The 24,559-nt window shown below is 62.6% G+C and carries 20 protein-coding genes; 6 read left to right on the forward strand and 14 right to left on the reverse strand.

What is annotated here, in order from left to right:
* The gene (locus tag QM470_RS02920) at positions 1-834 is read left to right on the forward strand and encodes a phosphodiesterase (RefSeq protein ID WP_283338103.1); all 834 of its coding nucleotides are present in this window, start codon (positions 1-3) and stop codon (positions 832-834) included.
* 387 nt (positions 835-1,221) lie between these two features.
* Here the strand turns inward: QM470_RS02920 and QM470_RS02925 are convergent, their stop codons facing one another.
* From QM470_RS02925 to QM470_RS02970, 10 genes are all read right to left on the reverse strand, one after another.
* Entirely contained in the window at positions 1,222-1,920 is a 699-nt protein-coding gene (locus QM470_RS02925) for a Crp/Fnr family transcriptional regulator (RefSeq protein WP_283338104.1), read from the reverse strand.
* A 216-nt stretch (positions 1,921-2,136) separates the two neighbouring features.
* Positions 2,137-3,426, reverse strand: coding sequence for an NnrS family protein (locus QM470_RS02930; protein WP_283338105.1), 1,290 nt, complete (start codon positions 3,424-3,426; stop codon positions 2,137-2,139).
* Positions 3,423-4,295 (reverse strand): ABC transporter ATP-binding protein, encoded by an 873-nt coding sequence (locus tag QM470_RS02935; protein ID WP_283338106.1) that lies wholly within the window; start codon positions 4,293-4,295, stop codon positions 3,423-3,425. Before QM470_RS02935 ends, QM470_RS02930 begins: the two co-directional genes overlap by 4 nt.
* A gap of 47 nt (positions 4,296-4,342) precedes the next feature.
* Positions 4,343-5,155: an ABC transporter permease gene (locus tag QM470_RS02940; protein ID WP_283338107.1), complete on the reverse strand. Its 813-nt coding sequence runs from the start codon at positions 5,153-5,155 to the stop codon at positions 4,343-4,345.
* Between the two features lie 30 nt (positions 5,156-5,185).
* The gene (locus tag QM470_RS02945) at positions 5,186-6,070 is read right to left on the reverse strand and encodes an ABC transporter substrate-binding protein (protein ID WP_283338108.1); all 885 of its coding nucleotides are present in this window, start codon (positions 6,068-6,070) and stop codon (positions 5,186-5,188) included.
* Positions 6,071-6,271: 201 nt separating this feature from the next.
* Positions 6,272-6,619, reverse strand: coding sequence for a TehB family protein (locus QM470_RS02950; RefSeq protein ID WP_283338109.1), 348 nt, complete (start codon positions 6,617-6,619; stop codon positions 6,272-6,274).
* Between the two features lie 84 nt (positions 6,620-6,703).
* A complete protein-coding gene (locus QM470_RS02955) occupies positions 6,704-8,206 on the reverse strand; it encodes a surface lipoprotein assembly modifier (protein ID WP_283338110.1) in 1,503 nt (500 codons plus the stop codon).
* A gap of 143 nt (positions 8,207-8,349) precedes the next feature.
* Complete coding sequence (locus tag QM470_RS02960) at positions 8,350-9,249, reverse strand: HupA family protein (protein ID WP_283338111.1); 900 nt, start codon at positions 9,247-9,249, stop codon at positions 8,350-8,352.
* Positions 9,250-9,308: 59 nt separating this feature from the next.
* On the reverse strand, positions 9,309-12,572 hold the full coding sequence (locus QM470_RS02965; protein ID WP_283338112.1) for a TonB-dependent receptor domain-containing protein: 3,264 nt from the start codon (positions 12,570-12,572) through the stop codon (positions 9,309-9,311).
* A 675-nt stretch (positions 12,573-13,247) separates the two neighbouring features.
* Entirely contained in the window at positions 13,248-14,915 is a 1,668-nt protein-coding gene (locus QM470_RS02970; protein ID WP_283338113.1) for a 2-isopropylmalate synthase, read from the reverse strand.
* A gap of 270 nt (positions 14,916-15,185) precedes the next feature.
* On the opposite strand from QM470_RS02970, the gene QM470_RS02975 reads away from it, so the two are divergent.
* A complete protein-coding gene (locus QM470_RS02975) occupies positions 15,186-16,019 on the forward strand; it encodes an AraC family transcriptional regulator (RefSeq protein WP_283338114.1) in 834 nt (277 codons plus the stop codon).
* A 91-nt stretch (positions 16,020-16,110) separates the two neighbouring features.
* On the opposite strand, the gene QM470_RS02980 is transcribed toward QM470_RS02975, so the two are convergent.
* Positions 16,111-16,980 (reverse strand): LysR family transcriptional regulator, encoded by an 870-nt coding sequence (locus QM470_RS02980; RefSeq protein ID WP_283338115.1) that lies wholly within the window; start codon positions 16,978-16,980, stop codon positions 16,111-16,113.
* 165 nt (positions 16,981-17,145) lie between these two features.
* On the opposite strand from QM470_RS02980, the gene QM470_RS02985 reads away from it, so the two are divergent.
* Positions 17,146-18,201, forward strand: coding sequence for an NAD(P)H-quinone oxidoreductase (locus QM470_RS02985; protein WP_283338116.1), 1,056 nt, complete (start codon positions 17,146-17,148; stop codon positions 18,199-18,201).
* Positions 18,202-18,356: 155 nt separating this feature from the next.
* Here the strand turns inward: QM470_RS02985 and QM470_RS02990 are convergent, their stop codons facing one another.
* On the reverse strand, positions 18,357-18,776 hold the full coding sequence (locus QM470_RS02990; protein WP_283338117.1) for a VOC family protein: 420 nt from the start codon (positions 18,774-18,776) through the stop codon (positions 18,357-18,359).
* 237 nt (positions 18,777-19,013) lie between these two features.
* Positions 19,014-19,538: a DMT family transporter gene (locus QM470_RS02995; protein ID WP_283338118.1), complete on the reverse strand. Its 525-nt coding sequence runs from the start codon at positions 19,536-19,538 to the stop codon at positions 19,014-19,016.
* Positions 19,539-19,636: 98 nt separating this feature from the next.
* Between QM470_RS02995 and QM470_RS03000 the strand changes: the two genes are divergently transcribed.
* Complete coding sequence (locus tag QM470_RS03000; protein ID WP_283338119.1) at positions 19,637-20,554, forward strand: LysR family transcriptional regulator; 918 nt, start codon at positions 19,637-19,639, stop codon at positions 20,552-20,554.
* Positions 20,555-20,648: 94 nt separating this feature from the next.
* On the opposite strand, the gene QM470_RS03005 is transcribed toward QM470_RS03000, so the two are convergent.
* Positions 20,649-21,572 carry a LysR family transcriptional regulator gene (locus QM470_RS03005; RefSeq protein WP_283338120.1) on the reverse strand — a complete coding sequence of 308 codons (924 nt, stop codon included), beginning with the start codon at positions 21,570-21,572 and terminating at the stop codon, positions 20,649-20,651.
* Positions 21,573-21,623: 51 nt separating this feature from the next.
* Between QM470_RS03005 and QM470_RS03010 the strand changes: the two genes are divergently transcribed.
* Positions 21,624-22,562 carry a DMT family transporter gene (locus tag QM470_RS03010; protein ID WP_283338121.1) on the forward strand — a complete coding sequence of 313 codons (939 nt, stop codon included), beginning with the start codon at positions 21,624-21,626 and terminating at the stop codon, positions 22,560-22,562.
* A 493-nt stretch (positions 22,563-23,055) separates the two neighbouring features.
* Positions 23,056-24,261, forward strand: coding sequence for an NAD(P)/FAD-dependent oxidoreductase (locus QM470_RS03015; protein ID WP_283338122.1), 1,206 nt, complete (start codon positions 23,056-23,058; stop codon positions 24,259-24,261).
* Positions 24,262-24,559: the final 298 nt, after the last annotated feature.

The following is a 24,559-nucleotide window of genomic DNA, read 5'->3' on the forward strand; positions in this document are numbered from 1 at the left end:
ATGACAACTTTGCTGCTACAAATCACCGACCTGCATATCCGCGAACCAGGCAGGCTCACCTATCGGCGCATTGACACGGCGGACTATCTGCGCAACACGATCCAGGCGATCTTGCGATTGCCCCAGAAGCCGCACGCCATGGTGATCACAGGCGATCTCACGGACTTTGGCAGAGCGGCGGAGTACGCGCACCTGCGTGAACTGCTCAGCCCGCTGGGGTCCTTACCTATCTACCTGCTGGCCGGCAACCACGACGAGCGCCACGGCCTGCGTGATGCATTTCCAGAATTTGCCTATCTGCCATCGGATGGGGAGTTTCTGCAATACGCGGTGGACATCGGTGATCTGCGGCTGCTGGCACTGGATACGGTCACGCCAGGAAAAAGCGAGGGCAGCCTGTGCGCCCAGCGCCTGGCATGGCTGGAGAATGAACTGGCATCCTCCCAAGGTCGCCCGGTGGTGATTGCCATGCACCATCCGCCATTTCAGACACTGATTGGGCACATGGACCGCATTGGCTTGCTGCAAGGCGCCCCGGAGCTGGAGGCCATCGTCAGCCGCCACCCCAATGTGGAGCGTGTCATATGCGGCCACTTGCACCGCAGCATCCAGGTGGCATTCGGGGGCACGGTCGCCATGACTTCGCCGGCACCTGCACACCAGGTGTGTCTGGACCTGTCGGAGGATGCGCTGTCCGCCTGGACGCTGGAGCCTCCCGGGTTCATGCTGCATGCGCTGCCGGCGTCAGGGCGGATGGTCAGTCACACCGCATACAGCGGCGCCTTTGATGGCCCACACCCGTTCTGGGATAGCAATGGCAAGCTGATCGACTAGACCGTTTTCCTGCTGCACAGCTGATTTTTTTCAGCAGAGTAAGCGTTCACAGGCCGGCTGCCATGTGCCACCGGCGCACAGCCAGTGACTGCGGCTCCCCCCGCCAAAACAACCGCCATTGAACTGAGACCGCCTTTCAGGGCGGCTTCACACCTCCAAGCTGTCACTCGGTCGCTGGGCATATGCCAGGCTCGAGTGACAGCTTTTGCGTTTCTGGAAGTGCCGCTACCGACCCGTTGCGGCCCTGCCCGTGGCATGGCCGGCGGATGACAGGACGGCCCCTCACGGTCGCCCTGGCTCAACCCACCGAGAAACGGTGGACCGTGCGTTGCACAGCGGTGACGGGCCGGCCTGGCAACGAAAACGATTCAAGACCGCTGGCTGCGCTTACAGCAGATTGCAGCACTCAAACATACTGCCATTGAGATTGGTGAGCGGACGGCTTTGCAGAAAATCAAAGCTGGGTACTGGCAAGCCGGCCTCTTGGCAGAGACCTTCTGTATTCAGCAGCACAAGCTCACGATTACGGCAATGCCCGATAAGGCCGCGACGCTTCAATTGGGCCAGGTGCCGAGAGAAGGTTTCAGGGGTGATGTTGAGCTGCCTGGCGATGATGTGGTGGCTCGCTGGCAGCCGCAGCCACGCAGTGCCTTGCTGGACATGCATGTCCATCAGATAGCTGACCAGACGTTGCAGCGAATTGCTCATTGTCAGCAGGTCGATGCGATTGACCGCCTGGGTGATTCTGGACGCCAGGATTTCGACCAGCGAAAAAGCGAATTCCGCCGACTGCCGGGTCAGCGCAAGCAGCTCCTCTCTCGGCATGCGATAGACCAAACTGTCTTCCGTTGCCTGGGCCGAAAGCGGGTACAGGGATGGCTGGGCATACATCATGGTTTCTGCCAGCAAAGTGCCTGATCCCAAGACCCTGAAGATCTTTTCCTCGCCAGTCAGACTGGGGCTGTACAGGGTGATGGTCCCGGTCTCTATCCAATAAAAATGCCTGGCCTCATCGCCCGCCAAAAAGAGATGCTGCTGCGGCTGCAATCTGACGGGTCGCGCATGCTGCACCAGTTCTGCCAACAAGGAAGTGTCCGCTTTGGCAAAGATCTGAGATCTTGAAAGAGCAAGCTCCAGAGACTCTTTACTTACCGTCATATGAGCGCTCTCACCACAAAGCCTAGGTACCCCATGGACGTAACCCCTCCGCAAATTTAATAAGAATCATTCTCAATGTAACGTATCAACAAATACACAATCCCCATGCGGTCGGGGTGGCCAAGCAAAATTTGGTCACCGCGATCAATGCCGGTGCCCTGCCGACTGCTGGCCCGGCCCCTCCTCCTGTCCCCGTGGCTCTGAGCAGCCTGGCAGGCCATCGTCTCGCTGGACCACCAGCATGCGGGCGTTGCGCCCCAGATAAACAGCAAAGCCTGTGATCCACAACAGGCCGGCAGCCACGGTCAGCTCCAGCGACCAGTGTGCAAAGCCGAAACTTCCGGCCATGAAGCGCAAAAGCGCAGCCCCGACCAGGGCCGCCATGGCCAGCGGAACCCAGCGGCTCCCATCCAGCCACTGGCCTGCATGAATGCGGCCAGCCACATTCATCACGGCAAAGGTGGACGAGCCCATGGCTCCGACTGTCAGCAAATGGCGCCCTGCCGACGGCAACCAAGGCGCTCCCAGAATGGACATGCCCATCGCCGCATAACCCAATGCCAGCAGCCAATAGCTGGCATACAAGATCAGCGCCCAACGGTAAAACAGTGCTTTGCCGACATGCCAGTCGTTGAGCAAGTTCAGCATGGCCGCGGCCGCAGCGAGTGCCAGCCATGCCGTCACGAGGTCATACCCCTTCCAGAACTCGACGGCGCTGCACAAACATATGCAAAAAATCGCCAGATTTCGCCGAGGTGGGCGGGCCAGGTAGCCCACGGTATCGTGTTCGGCCAGACCGGGCTTGCCAAGCTCGACCAGACGGTTCACCACATTCATGGAAATGCGGCTCCCCGCCAGGATGATCAGCACCATCATCAAGCCCACGGCCAGCCGCACCCAGGCCAGGGGATCGTTCCACCGCCAAAGCAGATCCGCAAAGAATCCCAGTTGCACCAGCAGCAGGGCCATCAAGGCCAGCGCAAAGCTGAAGTGGCGTCGGGCACGTGCATCGCGGCCCAAAGACGGCAGCAGCAGCAGAAGCAGGCTGGCGGTAAAGACCAGATGCGGCAGTGCCACGGCGAGCACATCAAAAGGTGCAGGCAACCCTGCGGCGATCACCCAGGCCAGTCGCCCACACAGCCACAGCAAGGCGAGGGGTGCCAAGCGCTTCGCTGCCGCCGGAGCTGTTTGCGTGAACTCCGGAACTGCCGTGAGCAAGAAACCCGCTACTGCAGCGCTGCCAAAGCCCAGGACCAGCTCATAGGCGTGCCAGAGTGCAATTCCTCCGGGCGGTGACCACCGCGACAACGCCGGCCACCCTCCGCCCAGCATCAGCAACCACGCAGCCATCAGCACACATGCCAACGCGCCAGCTGCCAGAAAAAATGGGCGAAAACCGCACATAAACAAGGGCCATGCAGCAAGCTTCTTCATACGGTACAGCCTCCTTGGCGTGGCAATGCGTCAGAGGCACTGCAGCTTCCTGTAGTGAGCACCAACCCCTCATCCCCGCCTTTCTTGCCGCAACGGATGGCAGCAGAAGAGGTTGCGGCAGCCTCCTCGGTTGGAGGCAAAGGCGGCATGCCAAAGCTTGCGCGCACGTCCGGCATCTGCATCAGATGGGCCGTGCGATCGTAAATCCATGCTTCGCTGCGCTGTGCTTGTGGCAAGGCCACTCTGAACGCCCGCAGCACGCGGCCAGGCTGCGATGTCATCACGACAATGCGGTCCGCCAAGCGCACCGCCTCCATCAAATCGTGGGTGATCATCAGCACCGCTGTACCGCGCTGCGCGACCTGTTCCGTCAGCAAGCCATACAACTCGTGCTTGAGCCCCACATCCAATGCGGCAAATGGCTCGTCCATCAGCAGCAGATCTGGCTGTGTGACCAGCGCCCGTGCCAACGCCACGCGGCTTTGCATGCCGCCCGATAACTCATGCGGATACTTGCTCCAGTCCTGCTCAGCCAGTCCCAGTCGCTGCGCCAGTTGCGCCGCCTGGGCACGGCGGCTGCGCCTGGGCACGCCCAGCGCCTTCAGCCCCAGTGCGATGTTGTCCAGCGTGTCCTTCCAGGGCATCAGCCGTGGTTGCTGGAACATGCAGCCCAATCCGCGAAAGCCGGACTGCAGCTCACCTTCTGCAGGCGTGAGCAAGCCCGCCACAATGTGCAGCAAGGTACTTTTCCCACAGCCGGACGGCCCTACCAGCGCCAGCGTCTCACCCGCATGCAAGTCCAAGCTCACGTTCTGCAATACATCCGCGAGGGCGTAGCGGTGCGTCAAATGCCTTATCTGCAATTGCATGGAATGTTCTCATCGTTTTTTCATGGATTTTTTGTGACCCCGGCTTGTCACTGCCGCCAGCGTTCAGCCAGACGCTTGATAGGCTCCAGGACCAGATATTCCGCCGCCAGCAGCAGCGCCAGCACTGCCAGGATCCACGCCAGTGATGCCGAGCTGTCCAATTGCGCGCGTGAGACAGCCAGTGCAGCCCCCACCCCGTCTGCCGTGGCCAGCAGCTCGGCCATCACCACCACTTTCCAGGAACTGCCCAGCGCAGTGATCCAGGCGGGAAACAAGTAAGACAGCATGTGTGGCAGGTAAATGTCCGTCAGGCTCATCCACCAAGGCAGCCGCAGCACATGCGCTACATCGCGCAGTTGGTGGTCCAGCGTACGAGCCCCTTGCATGGCCGCCGCAAAGACCAAAGGGAAACAGGCAATGAACACGGTGAAAACCGGTGTGGCATCGCCCATGCCAAACCACAGCATGGCAAGCACCAGCCAGGCAATGGGAGGCATACCCAACAGCAGCGTCACCAAGGGACGTGCCGCCATGGCGGCGGTCATAGAGCGCCCCGCCAGCATGCCCAGCAAGCTTCCGGCCAGCACCGCAGCCGCCAGCCCATACAGCGCACGCCGCGCCGAAATCTGCAGCGGCTCCAGCGCAACACCGTCGCGCAGCATCTGGAGCAACTGCAGCATGGTGGCTTGCGGGCCTGGCAGCAGCAGCTCCCCATAGCGCTGAGCCCCCCACTCCCACAGCGCGCAAAACAGCAGCAGGCTTGCGATCGCGCCCCAGCCACTCCACAAGTAGCCCAACACAGCAGCCAGCACACGCTGCGATCGATGCGCCAGGCGGAATCCCATCGTGGTATTTTTCATTGCCGCTCCTTTCTCCGCATGGAAAGTGCCTCAGAAATAAAACCCATCATCGGGCAACTTTCCGCCGATCACCCCAGGCTGGTGCTGCATCAAGTGCCCGAAGAAGAACTCCAAATCCGGGCGGGCATCCCGCGCCGAGCGCCAGACCGCCGGCGTAACCGACAGAGAATCTGCAACCGCATCGGCTTGCAGCATGGGCGCATAGCGGCTTGCCATCTCGCCGCAGGCCTTCGGATTGGCCCAGCACCAGGCATGCGCCTCGGCCAGCGCGGCGCGCACCTGCTGCAAGAGCGCGGCATCCTGCCGCAGCGCCCCCACGGCCGCCACGCCGGCCTGTGCAATCTCCGGTGCACGCTGAAACACCCGCGCCCATTCCTGCTGCAAGTTCACGCTGCGAAACAGCTGTGGCGCCACGACCGACACCGGAAACGACTGCGTTTTGCGCAGTGCCATGGCAATCGCTGGTTCGGCCAGCAGGGCATGGTCCACACGGCGCGTGAGGAGCAGTTGCATGGCCTCCAGCGGCGATGCGACATAGCGCAGCTTGAAATCACGCGCAGGGTCCAGGCCCTGTTGGCGTGCCAGCAGCTGAAACAAGATGTCCGGCATGTCGGCACGAAATGGCATGGCAATTTCTTGCCCCTTGAACTGGTCCAGTGTTTTCCACTGTGCATTGCGCGACACCAGCCACAGCATGCCCCAGACCGACACATCCAGCAGCCGCAGCGGAGCCCCGCGGTTGTACAGGTTGGCGGCCACGTTGCTGGGCGCAGCCACAAAATCCAACTCCCCTCCCAGCACCAGGGCACGCAACTGGTCGGGATTCGTCCAGGACACAAACTCCACTTTCTCGGCCAGACCCGTCAACACCCCGCTGTCCACCAGCCGCATCAGCGGAAATGACACCGTCGCCATGGGCCCTGCCAGTCGCAGGCGGGGCCGCTTGGCCGCTTGCGCCGCGTGCAGCGGCGAGGCAAGCATCCAGGCAGAGGCACAGACACTGCTGAGCCAGCCACGACGCGAAGACGGAAGGTACGCACTCTTCAATTCAAAACTCCGTGCAGCACTGCTTGGTGCTGCTTTTCTGGATGACAAACTTGGAACCATGCGCGCGCCTCATTCCACCAGTCCCGTACTGGGCAGCCCTGGCCGGCTCGCTTGTTCCTGCGGTTGCAGCGCATAAAACTCCACAAAGAAACGGACGCTTCCCACAGGCTGCACGCTGTGCGGCACCTGCGGCAGCACCACCCCCGGTGCAGCGGCGGGGTGCAAAACCTGCTCCATATCCAATCCAGGAATGCGGTAGAGCAACTCCCCTTCCAGCACATGGAGCAGCGCCCACGTGCCTTCTCTCGTCACATGATCGCGTAGCAGGCCTGCAGGCACCGTGTCCTGCGTAAACACAGGCGTTTGCTTGTACGCCTGTGCGCCTGGGGGCAAAACCAAGCAGTCCTTCTGGTTCATCATTCACCTCCTTGGTGTACTCCGCGCCACCACATGCCTCACTACCCTACCCGGCCTGACAGGGCCGCAGGCACAGCGCGTCTCTTAAAAATTGCGGCGCAGCATCACGCTCACCTCGGTCTGTTCAAAGCCAAAAGCCCAGTCCACATTGCTCCGGTTGCGGCTATAGCGCACGCGCAACTCAGGAGCCAGACCCGCCAGCTTCCACTGGTTCGCACCTATGCTGGCAATGAACACCTGCTGCCTGTCATGGCGGCGTGCTCCCAGAAAGCCATCGAACGCATCGCTGCGGCTGTTGCGCCAGATGCCTGTAGCGTTCACGAACAGCCCGGCCGCGCCCTCAAACCCGTAATAAACGCCAGCCCGCAGCACCTTGTCACGTGTGCTTGCCTGGTCCACGGCGTATTTCTTTCGGACCATGTCCGCCCCGCCGTAGACCGTGAAGCGGGGCGAAAGTGCATAGCTGGCCGACAGCCCCGCCTGGTGCTGCGTGTAGTCGCTGCCGCTCACGCGCCGCCCCTGGTCGGTATGGACATAACGCTTGGTATCGGCACTGGCCCCCAGCCGCCAGCGGCTGCCGGCCATGAACTGCCCTTCCACCTGCAGGCCGTGCGCCACATAGTCGGTATGGCGGTTGCGGTAGAAATGCTCCACATACGGCGTCACATTCAAGGTGCGTCTGGCATCCAGCCACTGGTAGCCGAGATACAGCACGCTGGTGGCATTGCCATAGTCGCTGATGGACGCGCTGCCACTTTCTCCCTGGCGCTGGTAATAGCTGCCATAGCTCACCGGGCGCAATTGCAGGTTGTGGTTGCCGCCCAAATGCCAGCGCCGTTGCAAGGCCAGCTCGTAATTGAGCAAGCCCGAACGAATGGCCTGGGGCATGCGGCGCTCGAACGCGCACACCCCGCCCAACTCCAGGAAGCAGGTCACGTCCCCGCTGGCCTGGTTGATATTGCTGTTGTGCCCCAGGCCCACAGCCATGCTCCCGTGCCAGTCGCCACGTGCCAGCAATACCTGCTGGTACTGCTGCACCAGCGCTTGCACCTCCTTCGGCAGCCCGGCCTGCTGCGCCTGGGCGAAGACTGCACGGGCCTCGGTATCCCGGTTGTCCTCGAACAGCAGCCGCGCCAGCTCCAGGGCAATGCGGGCATCGTGCGGCTCTGCGGACTGGGCGGCCTGCATCAGCTGCAGTGCCTGCGCCACATCGCCCTGCTGGCGGGCCAGCAAAGCCTGGGCCATCTGCACCAAGGCAGGCCGGTGGCCTTGCAGCAGACGGTAGCGGCTGACAAATTCGGCCAGCCGCTCCCACTGACCACTGTTGATGGCGATGTAGATCGCCGGCTCCAGCGCCTGCCGGGTGGAAGGCACAGTGTGTACCTTGCCCTCATACAGCAACGTCCCCGGCGGGGCTTGCAACACCAGGCCATCTTCCGGTCCGGCCATGCGCTCCGCCGCCTGGCGCGACTGCTGGTGCAGCAAAAAACGGGTGTCCTCCTCATCCGCCCGTGCGGTTGGCATGAACAGCATCAACGCCAACAGCAAGGCCAGCAGGTGCAAACGGTTCAATCTTTGGTACGGCATCACGTTCCTCTTGCGCCCCCATTCCCGACAAAACAGCCCCAGCATCGGCGGCCATATCAGCGCGCGCAGTGCAGGGCAACAAAAATGGAGGTCGGCGGAACCGGCCTCCATTTCATTTGGGACTTATTTGCTGAGTTCAGGCATTAGTTGCTGCGGCTGCCACCGAAAGCAATGCTGGAGGCAGCGGTTCCGCCCTTGTAGATGCCAGCCAGCGCGGATGCGTTGTTGTAGAACTGGCCTTCAATCCCAGTAGCGTTGGAAAACTTGCCGTTCGAGCCAATGGTCGTGCCCATAAAGGTCAGGGTATTGGTGCCGTTGGCAATGGAGCCAGTCAGCGTGTTGCCAGCACCGCCGCCGGGCACGTAGTTGGCCGTCAAAGTGCCGCCATACAGCTTGGGTGCCGTCGGCAGGTTGTCAGCGGCCGTACCCACCCCCTGGATGCCAATCACGTTGTAGGTGGCACCAACCAGCGTGGGCATGGCCGTGGTGGGGTTGTCCCCCGCATACCACACGGTGCGACTGCTGCTGGCCATGTTCAGGTTGGTGCTGTTGGCAGGCGGCGTGCCGGCGGCGCGGGGTGCCCACTCGCCAAAGTACACACCGCTGCCAACGGCCAAGGGCTTGCCAGCGGCATCGGCCACCTGGCCGATGACCAGTCCGCCAAACTGCGGTGCCAGGAAGAAGGTGTTGACTTGGCGCACGCTATTGACCATGAACTTGGATGTGCCCTGGGTAGCCGAAGCATTCCACACCTGGGCAATATCCATGGACACAGGCGCTCCCGCGTCTGCACCGGTCATGATGGCGCCTTGCCCCTTGCTGGCAATGGCTGTGTTGGAGCCATTGACCGGACCTTTGGCGATATCGATAAAGCCCAGAAGGCTGTTCTCGAATTTCAGGCCGGCATTTCCACCGCCAAACAACGCATGGTTGGAGTTACCGACTGCCACATTGGCTGCATTGGAGCTGCCCCCCGATGCAGCCATGGCTGCGCCACTGCCCAGCAACGCCATTGCGGCCACAGCGATCATGGATTTCGTCATATCAAGACCCTTTTCATTTAAGGTTGGAAAAACTTGTTTTTAAAAAAACAAGAAAAAACTCAGAACTTGATGGTCATACCCACCGTAATGGTGCGGCCTGGCCCAGGCATCACATTCTTGGACATGGGGTCCATATAGTATTGATCGGTCAAATTGATGATATTCAGGTTGAGCGCCACCTTTTTATCCACCTGGAAATGCGCGTACAAATCATGCAGCATGACCGATTTCCAATACAGCGCGTCCCGCCCGCCCCGGAACCAGACTTTCTGGATATCTGCGTTCGACAATAAACCGTTCAGCTGTTTGTTTTCCGCCCCGGTGTGGTAAGTACCGCGCCAGCCAACTTGCAGGCGTCCACCCAACATCCGCGCTCCCAGCTCCATATTGAGGGAGTATTTGGGCTGCAAGCTCATGCCGCTATAGCTGCCAGGAAACCCGCCCTCCATACAGCTTGGAATCCGGTTGTAGAAAGGGTCCATGCTGCTGGCATAGTCCTTGTCGCATATTTCCTGCTTCAAGCGGTAAGTGCCGCCCAGGCCACCATAAATGGATCCACTGTCGAAACCCGATTGCAATTCGATCCCGCTGGTTTTCTTCTTGTCGAACTGGATGGTGTCCATATACCCGGTACGGTCAATGAAATCCTTGATCTCGGTGTTGTAATAACTGATGCGTGCATCCGCCATTACCAGGCCGGGGAAAATATGCGTCAGGTTGTGGGCATAGCCAATTTCAAAATTGGTGCTCCGTTCGGGCTTGCTGGCCCCATTCACCGCCAGCGTGCCCAGCGTGCCAGCGCCGTCAATGACGGAGCTGCTGGACAGCTCATAAATACTAGGAAAACGGGTGGTCTGCGCATAGCGCACAAATCCGGTACCGAACTTACCGATTCTGGCTGTAGCGCTTAAAACTGGACTCCATGCATGGCCGGATTGGTCACCGGAATTTTCCCAGGATTGGCCGGCATCCAGTTGTTCATACACATCCTCTTGGCTGATAGGAATTATTTTGGGGACTTTTTTTCCAGAAAGGGCTGCTTGCTGCCATAGCGTGCCATCCACAGATTCATGCACATCCATTTCCCCCTGGGCAAATGGATTCTTGGAAGAATCCGGCTTTCCATTCACCAATGGCAGGTAGGCGGTATTTACCCAGTATTCTGTTTGATTCTCTTCCACACTGGGACTCCACGTTTGACGCCCTCCCATAAAAGCAGCATAGGCTTTGCCAGCATCCTGAACCGCCTGCATGACAGGGGTTGTCACGCCATTCATGAAGGCGTCATGGTCAGCTTGTGTGAGCGCGCTCATTGCATTAGTTTGCTTTTCCCTTAAATCAATAATTTTTGCCAAATCTGCAGCATTGACCGCTTCGCCATATTCCAGAGCCATGCCTGATTTCTTTCGCACCGCACCTGAATATTTGGCCTTACCCGTATCCTTGCCGGTGTAGCGCATATAACGGGTGCCCGCCGTCAGCGTCAACCAGGCGGCTGGCTGGTAGCTCATGTTCATGGTGGCTGAATATTCCTTGCGTTCGCCAGAGCGCGGACCAAAGAAATCGGTGCTGGCGTGTACCGTGCTGCCATCAATCCCCAGGCCGCCGCTTGCCATGGAAATTTTGGTGTCTTGTATCCGGTCATCCAGTTTTTCACGCTGGTAATTGATGCCCACCACCAACTGCATATTATCCGCCAGCTTGATTTGGTTGCTCAAATCCAGGCCGGTACGATCATGGCTGGTCCATTGTCGCCCTCTGGCAACAATGGTTCCATCATGGTCGGTAAACCCTGGGGGCAGCATACTAGGGTCGAAATTCGGATCGTTCGACATCAGATCAACCATATTGAGGCGAGCGTAGGTATCGTCATCCATATCAAGCATGTATGGAGAAATCCCCGTCTGATATCGAGACCCATTTGTTTTGGTATGCCACAAGCTGGCTTCCAGGTTCAGCCATTTGGAATATTTGGGCTTGATCTCATAATCAAGCTTGTAACGATCCACCTTCATTTCCGAGTGTGGACCTTCCATGACAAAGCGCCGTTCCTTGGAAAAATCCTTGTTCGGGTTCAGGTGTTCATAGGATTCCCGGTATTCCATCATCAGGAGAGAGGTACCCGGCGTGGTCTCACCAAAACTCATGTCATTGCGCATGAACGACAGACCGATTTTCTGCTCATTCGGCAAATACCAGTTGTTTTTCAGCAACGTGGTTTTGTTTTCACTGGCGGTGTTGTAAACCTCATCGCCTGCACCGTACAGTTTTGTGACATTGGGAATAAATACGTCAGTACTGCTCTTGTCCAGATAATTTCGCCCGGCATATTTATCTGCATTCTTGGTGCCTGCGTAATAGTTGCCCTGGATGCGCTTGCTGTACGATGCCAGAAAATCCGTCATCTCATTGCGCCCGGCAATCGACAGCATGCCCGACTTGCTGTCGAAGTCAAAAACATCTCCGCCGCCTTTGTTGCGTGGGTTTTCCGAGAAGGGGCTGACGTTGTTCACTCCATAACGGATGGCGCCAGGAATATTCCGGTAGTCCTTGCCATAGACCGACCTGGCATCGATCTGGGGTTTGCTGCTGTTGCTGGAGGTATCCGCCTTGAGCTCCATGCCGAAGTTTTTCCCTTCGGGGATGATGTCGCTCGGCTCGATGGTGCGGATATTCACCGCGCCGCCGATGCCGCTTTTGATGCCACGGGAGAGGGACGGGCCTTTTTCCACCTCGATGCTGCGGAACATGGCGGGGTCGGCGTAGCTGCGATTGCCTGCGCCAAAGAAGTGCAGCCAGATATTGGTGGATTGCTCGGTGCCATCGATGGTCAGCGGCACACGCCCTTCCCCGGTCAGGCCGCGGATGTTGGGCGTGATCGACTGGCTGCCGCGCGTATCCATGCTGTAGACGCCGTTCATGCCCTTGAATACGTCGCCGGGGTTGGTGGCCTGGAAGCGCTGCAGTTCTTCACGGTCCTGGTAGACAGTGGTGACGTTTTTGTCATAAACGTCGTCATGGCCTTTTTCGTCGCGTGTCCGCTCACCGCTTACCGTGACTTCCTGCAATGCTTTGGTCGCGGCGACAGGTTGTTGCATGGACTCGCCATGCTCTCTGGCACTGGCTGCCGGCGCGCGCCACTCCTTGACGGCGCCCCCTTCCCCTGCTGCCTGCTCTTGGGCATAGGCAGCCCCCATGCTCAAACAGGCCAACGCCACGGCCGCAGACAGATAGCGCTTCTCCCAAATATCAGAATAAGCATCAAAATGATAATAATTACTATTAATTTTTATGCTTTTCCGCATATTGGCAAAAACAGTCATGGCACGCTTGGTTGGTATGAGAACTGCGGCGGAGCCCATGGCGTACACATGTGTCGCCCGGCTTTGCTGAAAGGTAAGTTGGTCCGCCTGCTTGACCCCCTCTCACCATCGAAGCAGTAAGGGGTTGCAGCAGCGGCTCCCAAGGCTTCAGCCAAAAAGCAGTTTGGCCGTCACCCACAGGAATGGCTGCATTCTTTCAAGCCTTCACACAAGACGCTCTTGATAATTATCAAGAGGGGAAAAATATCGCCCAGCCCCCTGATGCCGCGCCCTTTTTATACGCACTGTTCGAGCAGAAAACGACTTGCCAAATTGAGCGCGTTCAACGGCCGGAAAGGGGCAGTTACTGCGGTTGCGGCATTGGTCGGTGCATGGCCTGATCGGCCTGAACCCATGCTCTGAGGAGATGCCCACGCGCACTGCTTTTGGCCGGGGTTTCCTGTTCGACCCAAGGCCGCGTTGCAGCGGTTGCAAGCGGCCAGCTGGCCGCCGCTTGCGGGGAGGCCACCGTGGCATGCGTCGCCAACCTTGGGGCGCCAAAGTCGCATCACCGCAGCGTGAGCGTGCTATCGATGCCCAGCGTGAAGAGCGCACGTTCGCCCCCCTGCTTGGGCGGCCAGGAACAACCGCCAAGAACTGCCCTGCACTTCCACGTACAGGGCAGTACGGACTGCATCAGCCTGCGCCGTGGCCACATCGCATGGCGGCGTTGAACACTGCCAGCACCGAGGCTTTCACGATATTGGCATCCTTGCCCGCACCGAATCTGGAGCCAGGGACACCGGGGAAGGACGCTTCCACGATTGCGACGGCCGATGCTTCGGCACCAGTGCCCACGCTGCGCTCCTCATAGCTGTCGATGCGGACAGGCAGGTTCAAGGCGGCCACAGTGGCCGCAATGGGGCCGTTGCCGGTTCCGATGCGGGTCTGCGGCTGGCCCTGTGCATCCAGCCACTGCAGCTCAATCCCTTGTCCCTGGGCGTCTTCAAACAGCCGGTGGCCCAGGTAGCGCATGGATGCCGCATTCTGGTGTGGCTGCATATAGGTGGACTGGAACAAGTCCCATATCTGCTGGCTGGAGAGTTCGGCTTCGCTGCCATCCGCCATGGCCTGCACAATGGCGCTGAATTCAATCTGCATGCGCCTGGGCAGCACGATGCCGTGGTCACGTTGCAGCAGGAAAGCGATCCCGCCCTTGCCTGACTGGCTGTTGACCCGCACGATGCTGTCATAGGTACGCCCCAGGTCCTTGGGGTCGATCGGCAGGTACGGTACCCGCCACAGCGCATCCGGCTTTTGCGCAGCAAAGCCTTTGGCAATGGCATCCTGGTGGGAGCCCGAGAACGCGGTGAACACCAGATCGCCCACATACGGATGGCGCGGGTGGATGGGCAGCGCCGTGCATTCCTCGGCAATGCGCGCAATGCCGGAAATATCCGAAAAGTCCAGGCCGGGCGCAATGCCCTGGGTGTAGAGATTCAAGGCCAGCGTGACCACATCCAGATTGCCGCTGCGTTCGCCGTTGCCAAACAGGCAGCCTTCCACCCGCTGGGCACCAGCCAGCAGCGCCTGCTCTGCGCAGGCCACGCCTGTGCCCCGGTCGTTGTGTGGGTGAACGGACAGGACGATGTGTTCACGCCGGGCCAGGTGTCTGTCCATCCATTCGATCTGGTCGGCAAAGACATTGGGCGTGGACACCTCCACGGTGGTGGGCAGATTGATGATCATGGGCCGCTGCGGCCCCGCATCCCAGGCGGCAATGGCGGCGTTGCACACCTGCAGCGACACCTCCAGCTCTGCCATGCAAAATGTTTCCGGCGAGTACTGCAGCACCCATTCGGTCTCCGGATGTGCCTGGGTCAGCCGCTTGAGCAGGTGGATGTGGTGTTCCACCATCGCAATGATCTGCGGCACGTCCATGCCGAAGACGATTTCGCGAAATGCCGGGGCGATGGCGTTGTAGAGATGGACGATCACGCGCCGGGCGCCGGCCACGCTGTGCACCGTGGTGGTGATCAGGTCTTCGCGCAGCTGCGTGATGACCATGGGCGTGACGTCGGCCGGAATCAGCTGCGCATCAATCAGGTGGCGCACGATGTCGTAATCGGTCTGCGACGCCGACGGGAAGCCGACTTCGATTTCTTTGAACCCCATTCCCACCAGTTGGTGGAACAGGCGCAGCTTGCGTTCACGGTTCATCGGCTCGAACAGCGCCTGGCTTCCGTCACGCAAGTCGGTGGAAAGCCAGATGGGCGCTTGCGCCAGCGTGCGGGATGGCCAATGGCGATCAGGCAGGTTGACAACAGGATAAGCGCGGTATTTTTGAGAGGGAATGGCCAGCATGGAAGCCTCAATGGGGAAGATGAATGTGCTGGTTTCCCTGCTCTCAGGAGCTTGGCTGCGGTCGGGATCTGGGGAAACCTGCATGCAACCATTGGCAGCCGCATGCGTGCAGACCCCGACCGTGTGTCAGGGCTAGCAGGCATAGCGGGAAGGTGTGCAAGGGGTTCACGAAGAAAGACTTGTGGGAAGCAATGCACACACTCTAGACTTCAACCCCAAAGGTATCTATCAAAAAATACCCATTCTTTTTATCAATTTGGACATACCCCCATGGGCTTTGCTGCTGACAGCCGTGGCGGCCACAGACTGGATCTGGACCCCGCACATGCATCCCCACTGGCCGCCACCGGGGTGGTGGAGCGCTACCCCGCAGAGCATGTGGTTCCGTTCCACAGCCACCCGCGCGGGCACCTGATTTACGCGTCGACCGGAGTGTTGCTGGTGCGGGCTTCGACCGGGCAATGGCTGGTGCCTCCCACCACAGCCGTGTGGCTGCGCCCTTCGGTACGGCACCAGCTGAAGGCGATGACGGCCGTCACCGCCCATGGCATTTTTGTGGGCGAGCACCTGGACGCGGGGCTGCCCCCCATCGATTGCGTTGTGCACATCTCCCCGCTGATGCGGGAACTCATCACCGCCCTGGTGCAGGTGCCCCACCAAGCACCGTTCCAGCCGCGTGACGCACTCCTGGGCCAGTTGCTGGTGGAGGAGCTGAAAACGGTGGCGCACCTGCCGTTTCATCTGCCCTGGCCCGATGACAAGCTGATGGGCACCGTGTGTGAACACCTGGTGCGCCATCCGGCACAGGCCAGCACGGCCGAGGATCTGGCCCAACGCTATGCGATCACGTCCAAAACCCTGCACCGGCGCTTCCTGAAAAGCACGGGCATGAACCTGGGGCAGTGGCGGCAGAAGATGCGCTTGATGCAGTCCATAGAGAAGCTGCTGCAGGGCATGCCCATCACCCATGTTGCGCTGGAGAGCGGCTATGAGAGCCACAGCGCCTACTCTGTGGCCTTCAAGAAGACTTTTGGATGCCCGCCCTCGGAGTTCGTCGCGGCGGCATCCGGCATCCCCAAAGGTGGGCAAAGGCTGTCCGCCTAGGGTGGTGGATGCAGCCGGCACGGCCACCCTGCGCCCCCTGCCCTTGTCACACTGTTGCGCAGCTTGCGGTTTGCGGTGCGGTGTGGCCGGCTTATTCCACCTCAAAAGCCGCAGACAGAAACTGCGCCGCCGCACGCACGCGGGCGGTGCGCTGCAGATCGGGGTGCATGACCTGCCAGACTTCGTAGTCGTTCGGGCGGCGGCGTTGCGGCCAGATGCGGACCAGGCCTTCGCGTTCGCCCATCCACACCGGCATTTCCCCCATGCCTATGCCCGCCGCCACCGCCTTGCGCACCAGCAGGCTGGAGCGCACGGTCATGGCAATCCGGGCCTGGCGTGCCGGCACACCGGCCATGGTCACAAACGGGCCCTGCTCCAGATAGGGGGCGTACACCACCAGGTGGTGGCCGCGCAGCTCGTCCTCCGGCACAGGTTCGCCAAAGCGGTCCAGATAGGCTGGGCTGGCAAACAGGCCCACGGGCCAGGCCGCCACCCGGCGTACCACCAGATCCGGGGCGTCGGGCCGGACATTGCGGAACGCGATGTCCACCTGCCGGCGGCTGAGGCTGAGCAGCTGGGTGGAGACTTCCAGGTCCACCCGGATGTTCGGCCACTGCTGCTGCAGCCGCTCCACCGCCGGCAGCAGCAGGTCGATGGCGATGGAATCGGTGCTGGTCACGCGCACCAGCCCACCCGGGTGCTCGTCCTGGCCCTCGATCTTGGTGCGCAGCTCCAGCGCGGCACTTTCCATGCGCCGCGCGGCGGCCAGCGCCGTCTCGCCTGCGGCGGTGAGCAGGTAGCCGTCCTTGGCGCGCAGAAACAGCTTGGCCCCCAGCTCGGATTCCAGCGCGTTCAGGCGCCGCCCGACCGTGGCCTGGTCCACCCCCAGGCTGCGCGCAGCGGCGCGCAGGGAAGGCGTGCGGGTCAAGGCGAGAAAGATGCGGGTGTCGTCCCAGTTCATGGTGGTTGGCCTGCTGACTGACGGATGTCTGGCTGATATTTGACTGATGTGCGACCGGTGTTCTGCTGATGCAAATTTGCATCACTGCAGAGCGAAATCGCTGCATCATAAAAGCAGGCAGGCGGCGTAACCTTAGCGGCCTAGAGATATTTTCAGCACACGCCTATGTCCACCCTCGCTCCCCTGCCCACCATATCCCCCTCCACCCTCCCGCTGGCCGCCACCATGCAGGCCATTGTGTTTGACGACTTTGGCGGCCCCGAAGTACTGGCGGCCCGCGACCTGCCTGTTCCCGAGGTGCGCCCGCACGACCTGCTGGTGCGCAACGCCTCCATCGGCGTGAACCGCGCCGACCTGCTGCACCGCAAGGGGGCCTACGGCCGCGCCTACTTTGGCGATGCCGACACCATGGGCCTGGAGATCGCAGGCACCGTGGTGGCGATGGGTCCGCAGGTGCAGGGCTTCGCCGTGGGCGACCGGGTGATGGGCATTGTGGGTGGCGGCGCCTATGCGGAGCTGTCGCGCATCGACCACCGCATGGCCATGCATGTGCCCCAGAGCCTGGACCTGGTGGAAGCCGGTGCCGTGGCCGAGGTATTTGTGACCGCGCACGAGGCGCTGTTTCACCTGGCCGGCCTGCGCGCCGGGGAATCGGTGCTGATCCATGCGGCGGCGGGCGGCGTAGGCTCGGCCGCCGTGCAGCTGGCCCATGCGGTGGGCGCCCGGGTGTTTGCCACCGCCAGCGGCGACAAGCGCGACGCGGTGCGGGGCTTTGGCGCGGATGTGTGCATCGACTACCGCAGCGAGGATTTCCAGACCGTGGTGGCCCAGGCCACCGAAGGCAAAGGAGTGGACGTGGTGATCGACTTTGTGGGCGCCCCCTACCTGGATGCCAATGTGCGTTCCCTGGCCGTGGGCGGACGCATGGTGTGCGTGGGCCTGCTGGGCGGCGCCGCCAACGCCACCTTGCCCATGGACGCGGTGCTGTACCGCCACCTGAAGATTTTTGGCACGGTGATGAAGTCGCGCACACCCGAAGTCAAGCAGGCCATGGTGCAGCGCTTCGCCAAGCAATGGCTTGCTGCCCTGGAGGCCGGCACGATCCGGCCCGTGATCGACCGCCGCTTTGCGCTGGCCGATGCCGCGCAGGCGCACCAGCACATGGAGTCCGGCGCCAATATCGGCAAGATTCTGCTGCTGCCCGACAGCACGGCGCGCTGAAGGACAGGAGCATTACAGGGCAAGTACCGGTCCAGTACTTGCCCGGCCCCGCCACCGGCTGGTGCTGGGCTGGCAGCGGGGCCACCGTCCGGGCAGGCACAGCATCTGGCTGGCAATCGCGGCATTGCGCAAGGGGAAGCGCTTCTGCCCATCGCTCACGCGGCGGCGGCCGGGCCTTTGAGTTCCACCCGGTTGTGGTCCGGATCGCTGCAGTAAAGCGATGGCCCTGTGCCTTCGGCACCAAAACGCTCCTCGGCCTTCTCTGCCGATACGCCATGGCTGGCCAGATGCACCAGCAGTTGGGCTTCGTCAAATGGCTCGATACGCAGGCACAGATGGTCGACGTTCCGGCGCTCGCCGGGCATGGCTGCGCCACCGCCCGCGCGGCCGAGCGGGCCTTGCACATCGACCAGATCGATCATGGAGGCGCCGGCGCGCAGATGCACCATGCCCAGGTCCTCGCGCCGCTTGACCAGTTCGCAGCCCAGCACCTGCTGGTAGAAGCGGATGCTGCGTTCCAGATCGCTGACCCGCAGCACGATGTGGTCGATACGCTGGATGCGGAATGGATGCATAGGAATCTCCTTTGAAGCTTGGTGCGCGGTGGAGCGCAGGCCTTGGGGCACCCGCAGCGCCCACTGTCGTGCAGGCCGTGGCTGCCCAGGTGGGCCACCCGGTGTTTCACCCTCTGTGTACGCCGTCTTGCTTGACCTTGTCGAGCAATGTGGGAACCCATCCGTGAAGTTCCCCCAAGGGGGTTGCGCAGTTCGGCGTGGAGCCCGGTGGATTCCGCCACACGGATTGCACAGCGCTCAGGAGATCCCCAGTCCGGAGCTGGCAGGCACGGGCACGGCAACCGGCTTCACCGGCTGCTTGCTGCCGCCGCCCTGGATCAGAAACACCCCGCCCAGAATCAGCAGCACGCCCAGGACCCGCATGGCGTTGATGGGCCGGGGGGTCAGTCCCATCAGGCCAAAGTGGTCCACCAGCACCGCCGTGACCATTTGCCCGGCAACCACGGCCACCAGAAAGCCCGCGGCGCCGAGCTTGGGCGTCAGCACGGTGGCGCTGCCCACGTACAGGGCGCCCAGCACCCCGCCCACCCACAGCCACCAGGGGCCGTGCAAGGCGGCGCTGACATTCGGGCTGGGGGCTTTGGCCACCAGCAGCAGCGGAACAATCACCGCCAGGCCGATGGTCAGCGAGGCCATGGCCCCCCACAGCGGGTGGCCCAGCGCCCGCCCCACATTGGCATTGGCGGCGGCCTGAAAAGGCAGCACCGCACCGGCGGCCAGGGCCATGCCCAGTGCGCTCATCAAGGCCATCTTGCTGTTCATGCTGGTGACTCCTTCCATTGTTGTGAACCAGTGCCTTGATGATCTCGCATCCGGCTTATGGATGGAAATCGTTTATATGCACATGTACTATTCGCTGCATGGATGATCTACGCCGCATCGACCTGAACCTGCTGCTGGCACTGCATGCCCTGCTGACGGAAAAGCACGTGACCCGGGCCGCGTTGCGCCTGCACAAAAGCCAGCCGGCCGTGAGCCATTCACTGGCGCAGCTGCGCGAACACTTCAACGACCCCTTGCTGGTCCGCAAGAGCGGCAAGCTGGAGTTGACGGCCCGGGGCAATGCCCTGCTCCAGCCCCTGTCGGAAGCGCTGGGCAAGCTCAACACGCTGCTGGGCGCCGCCCCATTTGACCCGCTGCAGGAGCGGCGCCGGTTCCGGCTGGCCCTGTCGGATTACGCGGCGCGCCTGGTGCTGCCGGATCTGATGCGCTATGTGCGCGTGCATGCACCGGGCTTTGACTTCGCCATCAGCCAGGCCAGCCGCGACGCGATGCTGGCGCAGCTGGCGGATGGCGAGCTGGACCTGGCCTTGGGTATCTTTCCCGAGCTGCCGCAGGACATTCAGGTGCAGACCCTGTTTGAAGAGGACTTCATCTGCCTGGCCGACAAGGCGGCCGTGCCGGACAAAAGCGGCCTGACCCTGACCCAGTGGCTGGAGCGCCCCCATGTCATGCTGGCGCTGCGGCCAGATGCCAACGACGAAATCGAACGCGCCTTGGCGGCCATGGGCCTGCAGCGCCGCATCACCGTGGCCCTGCCCCACTGGAGCGCCGCCGTGGAACTGCTGCCCGACACCGATCTGGTGCTGACCATTGCACGGCGTGCAGTGGGCCCGCTGCGTGCGTTCCGGCAGCTGCGGCAATTTCCGCCCCCGTTGCAACTGCCCAAGCTGGCATACCAGCAGGCCTGGCACATCCGCAAGGACACGGACCCGGCCCTGGCCTGGCTGCGGCAGGTGGTGGCGGACTGCTGCACCAGAGGCGTGCCATCTGGCTGAGGGCCTGGGCCCCGCAGCGGCTGTGCTGTGCCGCAGCGCATGGCCCACCACCGCACCCCGTGCTGGTTCACTGCGGCTACAACCAAGGCTGCGGCTACAGCGGCGGCTGGGTTGGGGCTCCCTTTCTCCTTCCCCCTAAGTCCATCACCCAGTGCTTGCGCGCCTTGCGGGTGGTCTCGACAAAGGCGGCAGCCGCCGGTGAGAGTTTGTCAAAGCGCAGTGCCGCCAGGGCGATGGCACGGCTGCGGCGGGGTTTCAACGGGCGGTAGACCACGCCATCCGGGGGGCTGGGCAGCGCCAGCCGTGCCGCAATGGTGAGTGCATCGCCCTGGGCCACAAAGCCCATCATGGAGCTGAGCTGTTCAAACCGGAACAGGGTGCGGGGCACCGCCCCCTCCTGCGCCAGAAAGGCATCGATGTGCGGGCCGGAGCCGGCCGAGGTGCGGATAAAGGGCTGGCCATGCAGGTCCATGGCGCGCACGGCGGTCTTGGCAGCCAGCGGGTGGGCGGACGGCAGCACCGCCACCAGCTCGTCCTCGGTCAGCGGCAAGGTATCAAAGCGCTCGTCGGGCAGCACTACAAAGCCCAGCTCCACCCGCCGCTCCAGCAGCCATTGCACGACCACATCGTCGGTGGCTTCCTCGATCTGCACTTCCACCAGCGGGTGTGCGCTCTGGTAGCGCGCCAGCAACTGGGGCAGCAGGCGCAAGGACGAGGTGGCACCGAACGAGGCAATGCGCAAGGTACCCCGGGCCACGCCCTGCTCGGCATCGGCTTCCTGCTGCAGCGCCTCTTTCTGCTGCAGGATGTCATTGGCGCGGGCCAGCAGCCGGCTCCCCACTTCAGTGACTGTGGCGGCAGCCCCTTCCCGCAGGAACAGGGTGACACCCAGCTCCGTCTCCAGCTGTTTGATGGCATGGCTGACCCCGCTTTGCGAGATGCCGAGCATCTGCGCCGCACGGGAAAAGCTGCCCACCCGGGCCAGCGCGGCAAAGACTTCAAGCTGCGTGAAAGTCATGAGTGTTTACTCATTCGACGATGAATATGAATGAGCAGATAGTACCGCGCCATGCAGACACACCGTACTTTCACCCACCTTCAACTGATTGGCATGGCCGCCCTGTGGGGCGCGTCCTGGCCCTGGGGCCGCGCCGTGGCGCAGGCCATGCCTCCGCTGGCCGCCGCCAGCCTGCGTTTTGGGCTGGCCAGCGCCGTATTGCTGCTGTGGCTGTGGCGCAGCGGCCGGCTGGGCAGCTTGCGCGCCCTGTCCGCCCACCAGTGGCTGGGGCTGAGCGCCGCCGCGGCAGTGGGCGTGCTGGGCTATTCGGTGTGCTTTCTCTGGGCGCTGCAGACCGTGCCTGCGGGCAAGGCGGCGATGGTGGTGGCACTCAACCCGGTTCTGACCCTGGTGTTTGCGGTGCTGCTGTTCCGTGAACGCTGCAACGCGGTGATGTGCCTGGGCCTGGGGCTGGCCGTGACCGGCGCGCTGTACGCCCTTGGCGGCGGCAATCCGCTGGCCCTGCTGTCGGCAGCATCCGGCGCGGGCGAATGGCTGCTGCTGGGCTGCGCCGCCTGCTGGGTGGCCTACACCCTGATAGGCCGCATCGTGCTGACCCGGGTGGAAGCGCTGACCACCACCACGGCCACCGCCCTGCTGGGCGCGGTGCTGCTGCTGGCTTCCAGCCTGGTGCTGGAAGGCCCATCCGCCTGGGCCGGCCTGGTGCACGCCCCCGCCACTGCCTGGTACAGCCTGGTAGCGCTGGCCGTGGGCGCCACGGCGCTGGCCTATGCCTGGTACCTGCACGGCGTGAAGGAGCTGGGCGCCGGGGCCGCAGCCGCCTATATGGCGCTGGTGCCGCTGTTCGGCATGCTGTTTTCCAGCGTCTGGCTGGGTGAGGCCCTGACCGCCAGCCTGCTGGGCGGCGGCGCCGCCGCCATCCTGGGCATGCTGCTGATGACCGCCGGGCGCATGCGGCTGGCGGGCACAGCGCAGCAGGCCAAGGCCTAAGGAGGTCGGCCCCAGGCCATACCGCGACCCGCCACACCGGGCTCCCCCGCTCGGCCGGAGCGGCACGCGGGTCTGCATGGTCTGCGTGGGCTGCTCGCCCGCACGCTCCCTGCGTGGTTCGACAGGCGCCGTTCCCTACGTGCAGTGAGTGCCTTCTCGTACAGCCGTGCCTCCTGGCTGCAGCGCCGCTGACCACCAACGTGCCACCGCCTACCTTGCCACGGACACCGCCCCGCCCGGCACCAGCCCGTCGCCCCCCTGTGTGCTCAACACAGCACCACCCAAGTCCTCAGGCTTTCGCCGGGAATTGCCTGGGATAGCTCTCGCCGCGAAACTCCGACTATGATTGTCGTAGTTATGTGTTCGACCGGCAGCTCCCGTTCTGCCGCACCCAGGCGGTCTCCTGCGCGCCAGCTGTCGACACTTCTACCGGAGCGCGGTGGCCCGACGGGCCTGCCGCACATGCCGTGGTACGTGGGATGAAGGTCAATTTGTGAATACTCAACGCATCGTGATTGTTGGCGCTGGCTTTGCCGGCATGTGGAGCGCCCTGGCGGCGGCGCGCGTGCTGGACATGCACCAGCGCTCCGACATTGAAGTGGTGCTGGTGGCACCCCAGCCGGAACTGCATGTGCGCCCGCGCCTGTACGAAGAAGCCCCGCACACCATGCGCGCCCCGCTGACCGAGCTGCTGGATGCCGTCGGGGTGCAATTCCTGCAGGGCAACGTCGAAGCCATCGACGCACAGCAGCAGCAGGTGGTCGTCAAAACCCAGGGCCAGGATGTGCGCCTGTCCTATGACCGCTTGGTATTGGCGGCCGGAAGCAAGCTGTTCCGCCCGGACATTCCCGGGCTGGACCAGCACGCTTTCAGCGTGGACCAGGTGGACGAAGCCGCCGCGCTGGACGCGCACATTCAAGGCCTGCACACGCAGCCAGACACGGAAGCACGGCGCACCCTGGTGGTGGTCGGCGGCGGGTTCACCGGCATCGAGACGGCCGCAGAAATGCCTGCACGCCTGCGTGCGGCGCTGGGTGCAGATGCGCAGGTGAATGTGGTGATCGTGGAGCGCAACAGCGACATCGGCCCCGACCTGGGCCCCGGCCCGCGCCCGGTGATTCAGCAGGCGCTGGCCGAACTTGGTGTGACGGCGGTGCTGGGTGCCGGCGTGACCGCCATTGATGCGCACGGTCTGGTCACCTCCACCGGCCAGCGCATCGATGCCAGCACCATCGTGTGGACGGCCGGTGCCCGCGCAAATGCCCTCACCGCCCAGGTCCCGGGAGAGCGCGACGCGTACGGCCGCCTGCACGTGGACGAAAATCTGCGCGTGAAGGCCGCCCCCACCATCTATGCCACGGGCGACGTGGCCTATGCCGCCACCGACGACCAGGGCAATGTGGCCATGATGTCGTGCCAGCATGCGATGAACCTGGGCCGCTCTGCCGGGCACAACGTGGCATCCGACCTGCTGGGGCTGGCACCGATTCCCTATCGCCAGCCCAAGTACGTGACCTGCCTGGACCTGGGCCCCTGGGGCGCTGTCTATACCGAAGGCTGGGAGCGCACCGTGAAGCTGGTGGGTGCGGAGGCCAAGGCGCTCAAGCACAAGATCAACTCCGAATGGATTTACCCCCCATCGGCCAACCGCGCCGAAGCGCTGGCGTCTGCGGACCCGCTGCGCATCGTCGTAGCCTGATCAGGGCCATGGCTGCAAGAGGCTGCGCGCCTCTTGTGCTTGATGTGCTTGATGTGCCTGATGTGCCTATTGCACTGCCTGTGCCTCTTCTGTCACTGGTGTCTGTGGGACCGGGCCTGGTTGCCCGGTCTGGGTGACCGGGGCCCTGGGTCGAGGGTCGCGGGCAAAAGGTCTCGGGCCAAGCACAGCCAGCCTTCCCCCGGTACGCCGTGGCTCAGCTTGGTCGCACCGGGTGTACGGCCTGCGGCCTCACCCCACTTTGTGACCCCATCCAGCCAGGGCTCGCAGCGCCGTGTGC

The sequence above is a fragment of the Comamonas sp. 17RB genome (assembly GCF_030056555.1).
In the GTDB taxonomy this organism is placed as follows: Bacteria; Pseudomonadota; Gammaproteobacteria; order Burkholderiales; family Burkholderiaceae_C; genus Comamonas; species Comamonas terrigena.

Bases quoted from the DNA above. Each gene is read 5' to 3' on its own strand.
- QM470_RS02945 (WP_283338108.1), bottom strand. From the start codon at position 6,070: ATGGCGACGGTGTCATTTCCGCTGATGCGGCTGGTGGACAGCGGGGTG.
- QM470_RS03005 (WP_283338120.1), bottom strand. From the start codon at position 21,572: ATGACTTTCACGCAGCTTGAAGTCTTTGCCGCGCTGGCCCGGGTGGGC.
- QM470_RS02935 (WP_283338106.1), bottom strand. From the start codon at position 4,295: ATGCAATTGCAGATAAGGCATTTGACGCACCGCTACGCCCTCGCGGAT.
- QM470_RS02920 (WP_283338103.1), top strand. From the start codon at position 1: ATGACAACTTTGCTGCTACAAATCACCGACCTGCATATCCGCGAACCA.
- QM470_RS03000 (WP_283338119.1), top strand. From the start codon at position 19,637: ATGGATGATCTACGCCGCATCGACCTGAACCTGCTGCTGGCACTGCAT.
- QM470_RS02955 (WP_283338110.1), bottom strand. From the start codon at position 8,206: ATGCCGTACCAAAGATTGAACCGTTTGCACCTGCTGGCCTTGCTGTTG.
- QM470_RS02975 (WP_283338114.1), top strand. From the start codon at position 15,186: ATGGGCTTTGCTGCTGACAGCCGTGGCGGCCACAGACTGGATCTGGAC.
- QM470_RS02970 (WP_283338113.1), bottom strand. From the start codon at position 14,915: ATGCTGGCCATTCCCTCTCAAAAATACCGCGCTTATCCTGTTGTCAAC.
- QM470_RS02940 (WP_283338107.1), bottom strand. From the start codon at position 5,155: ATGAAAAATACCACGATGGGATTCCGCCTGGCGCATCGATCGCAGCGT.
- QM470_RS03010 (WP_283338121.1), top strand. From the start codon at position 21,624: ATGCAGACACACCGTACTTTCACCCACCTTCAACTGATTGGCATGGCC.
- QM470_RS02950 (WP_283338109.1), bottom strand. From the start codon at position 6,619: ATGAACCAGAAGGACTGCTTGGTTTTGCCCCCAGGCGCACAGGCGTAC.
- QM470_RS02960 (WP_283338111.1), bottom strand. From the start codon at position 9,249: ATGACGAAATCCATGATCGCTGTGGCCGCAATGGCGTTGCTGGGCAGT.
- QM470_RS02985 (WP_283338116.1), top strand. From the start codon at position 17,146: ATGTCCACCCTCGCTCCCCTGCCCACCATATCCCCCTCCACCCTCCCG.
- QM470_RS02965 (WP_283338112.1), bottom strand. From the start codon at position 12,572: ATGACTGTTTTTGCCAATATGCGGAAAAGCATAAAAATTAATAGTAAT.
- QM470_RS02990 (WP_283338117.1), bottom strand. From the start codon at position 18,776: ATGCATCCATTCCGCATCCAGCGTATCGACCACATCGTGCTGCGGGTC.
- QM470_RS02930 (WP_283338105.1), bottom strand. From the start codon at position 3,426: ATGAAGAAGCTTGCTGCATGGCCCTTGTTTATGTGCGGTTTTCGCCCA.
- QM470_RS02980 (WP_283338115.1), bottom strand. From the start codon at position 16,980: ATGAACTGGGACGACACCCGCATCTTTCTCGCCTTGACCCGCACGCCT.
- QM470_RS02995 (WP_283338118.1), bottom strand. From the start codon at position 19,538: ATGAACAGCAAGATGGCCTTGATGAGCGCACTGGGCATGGCCCTGGCC.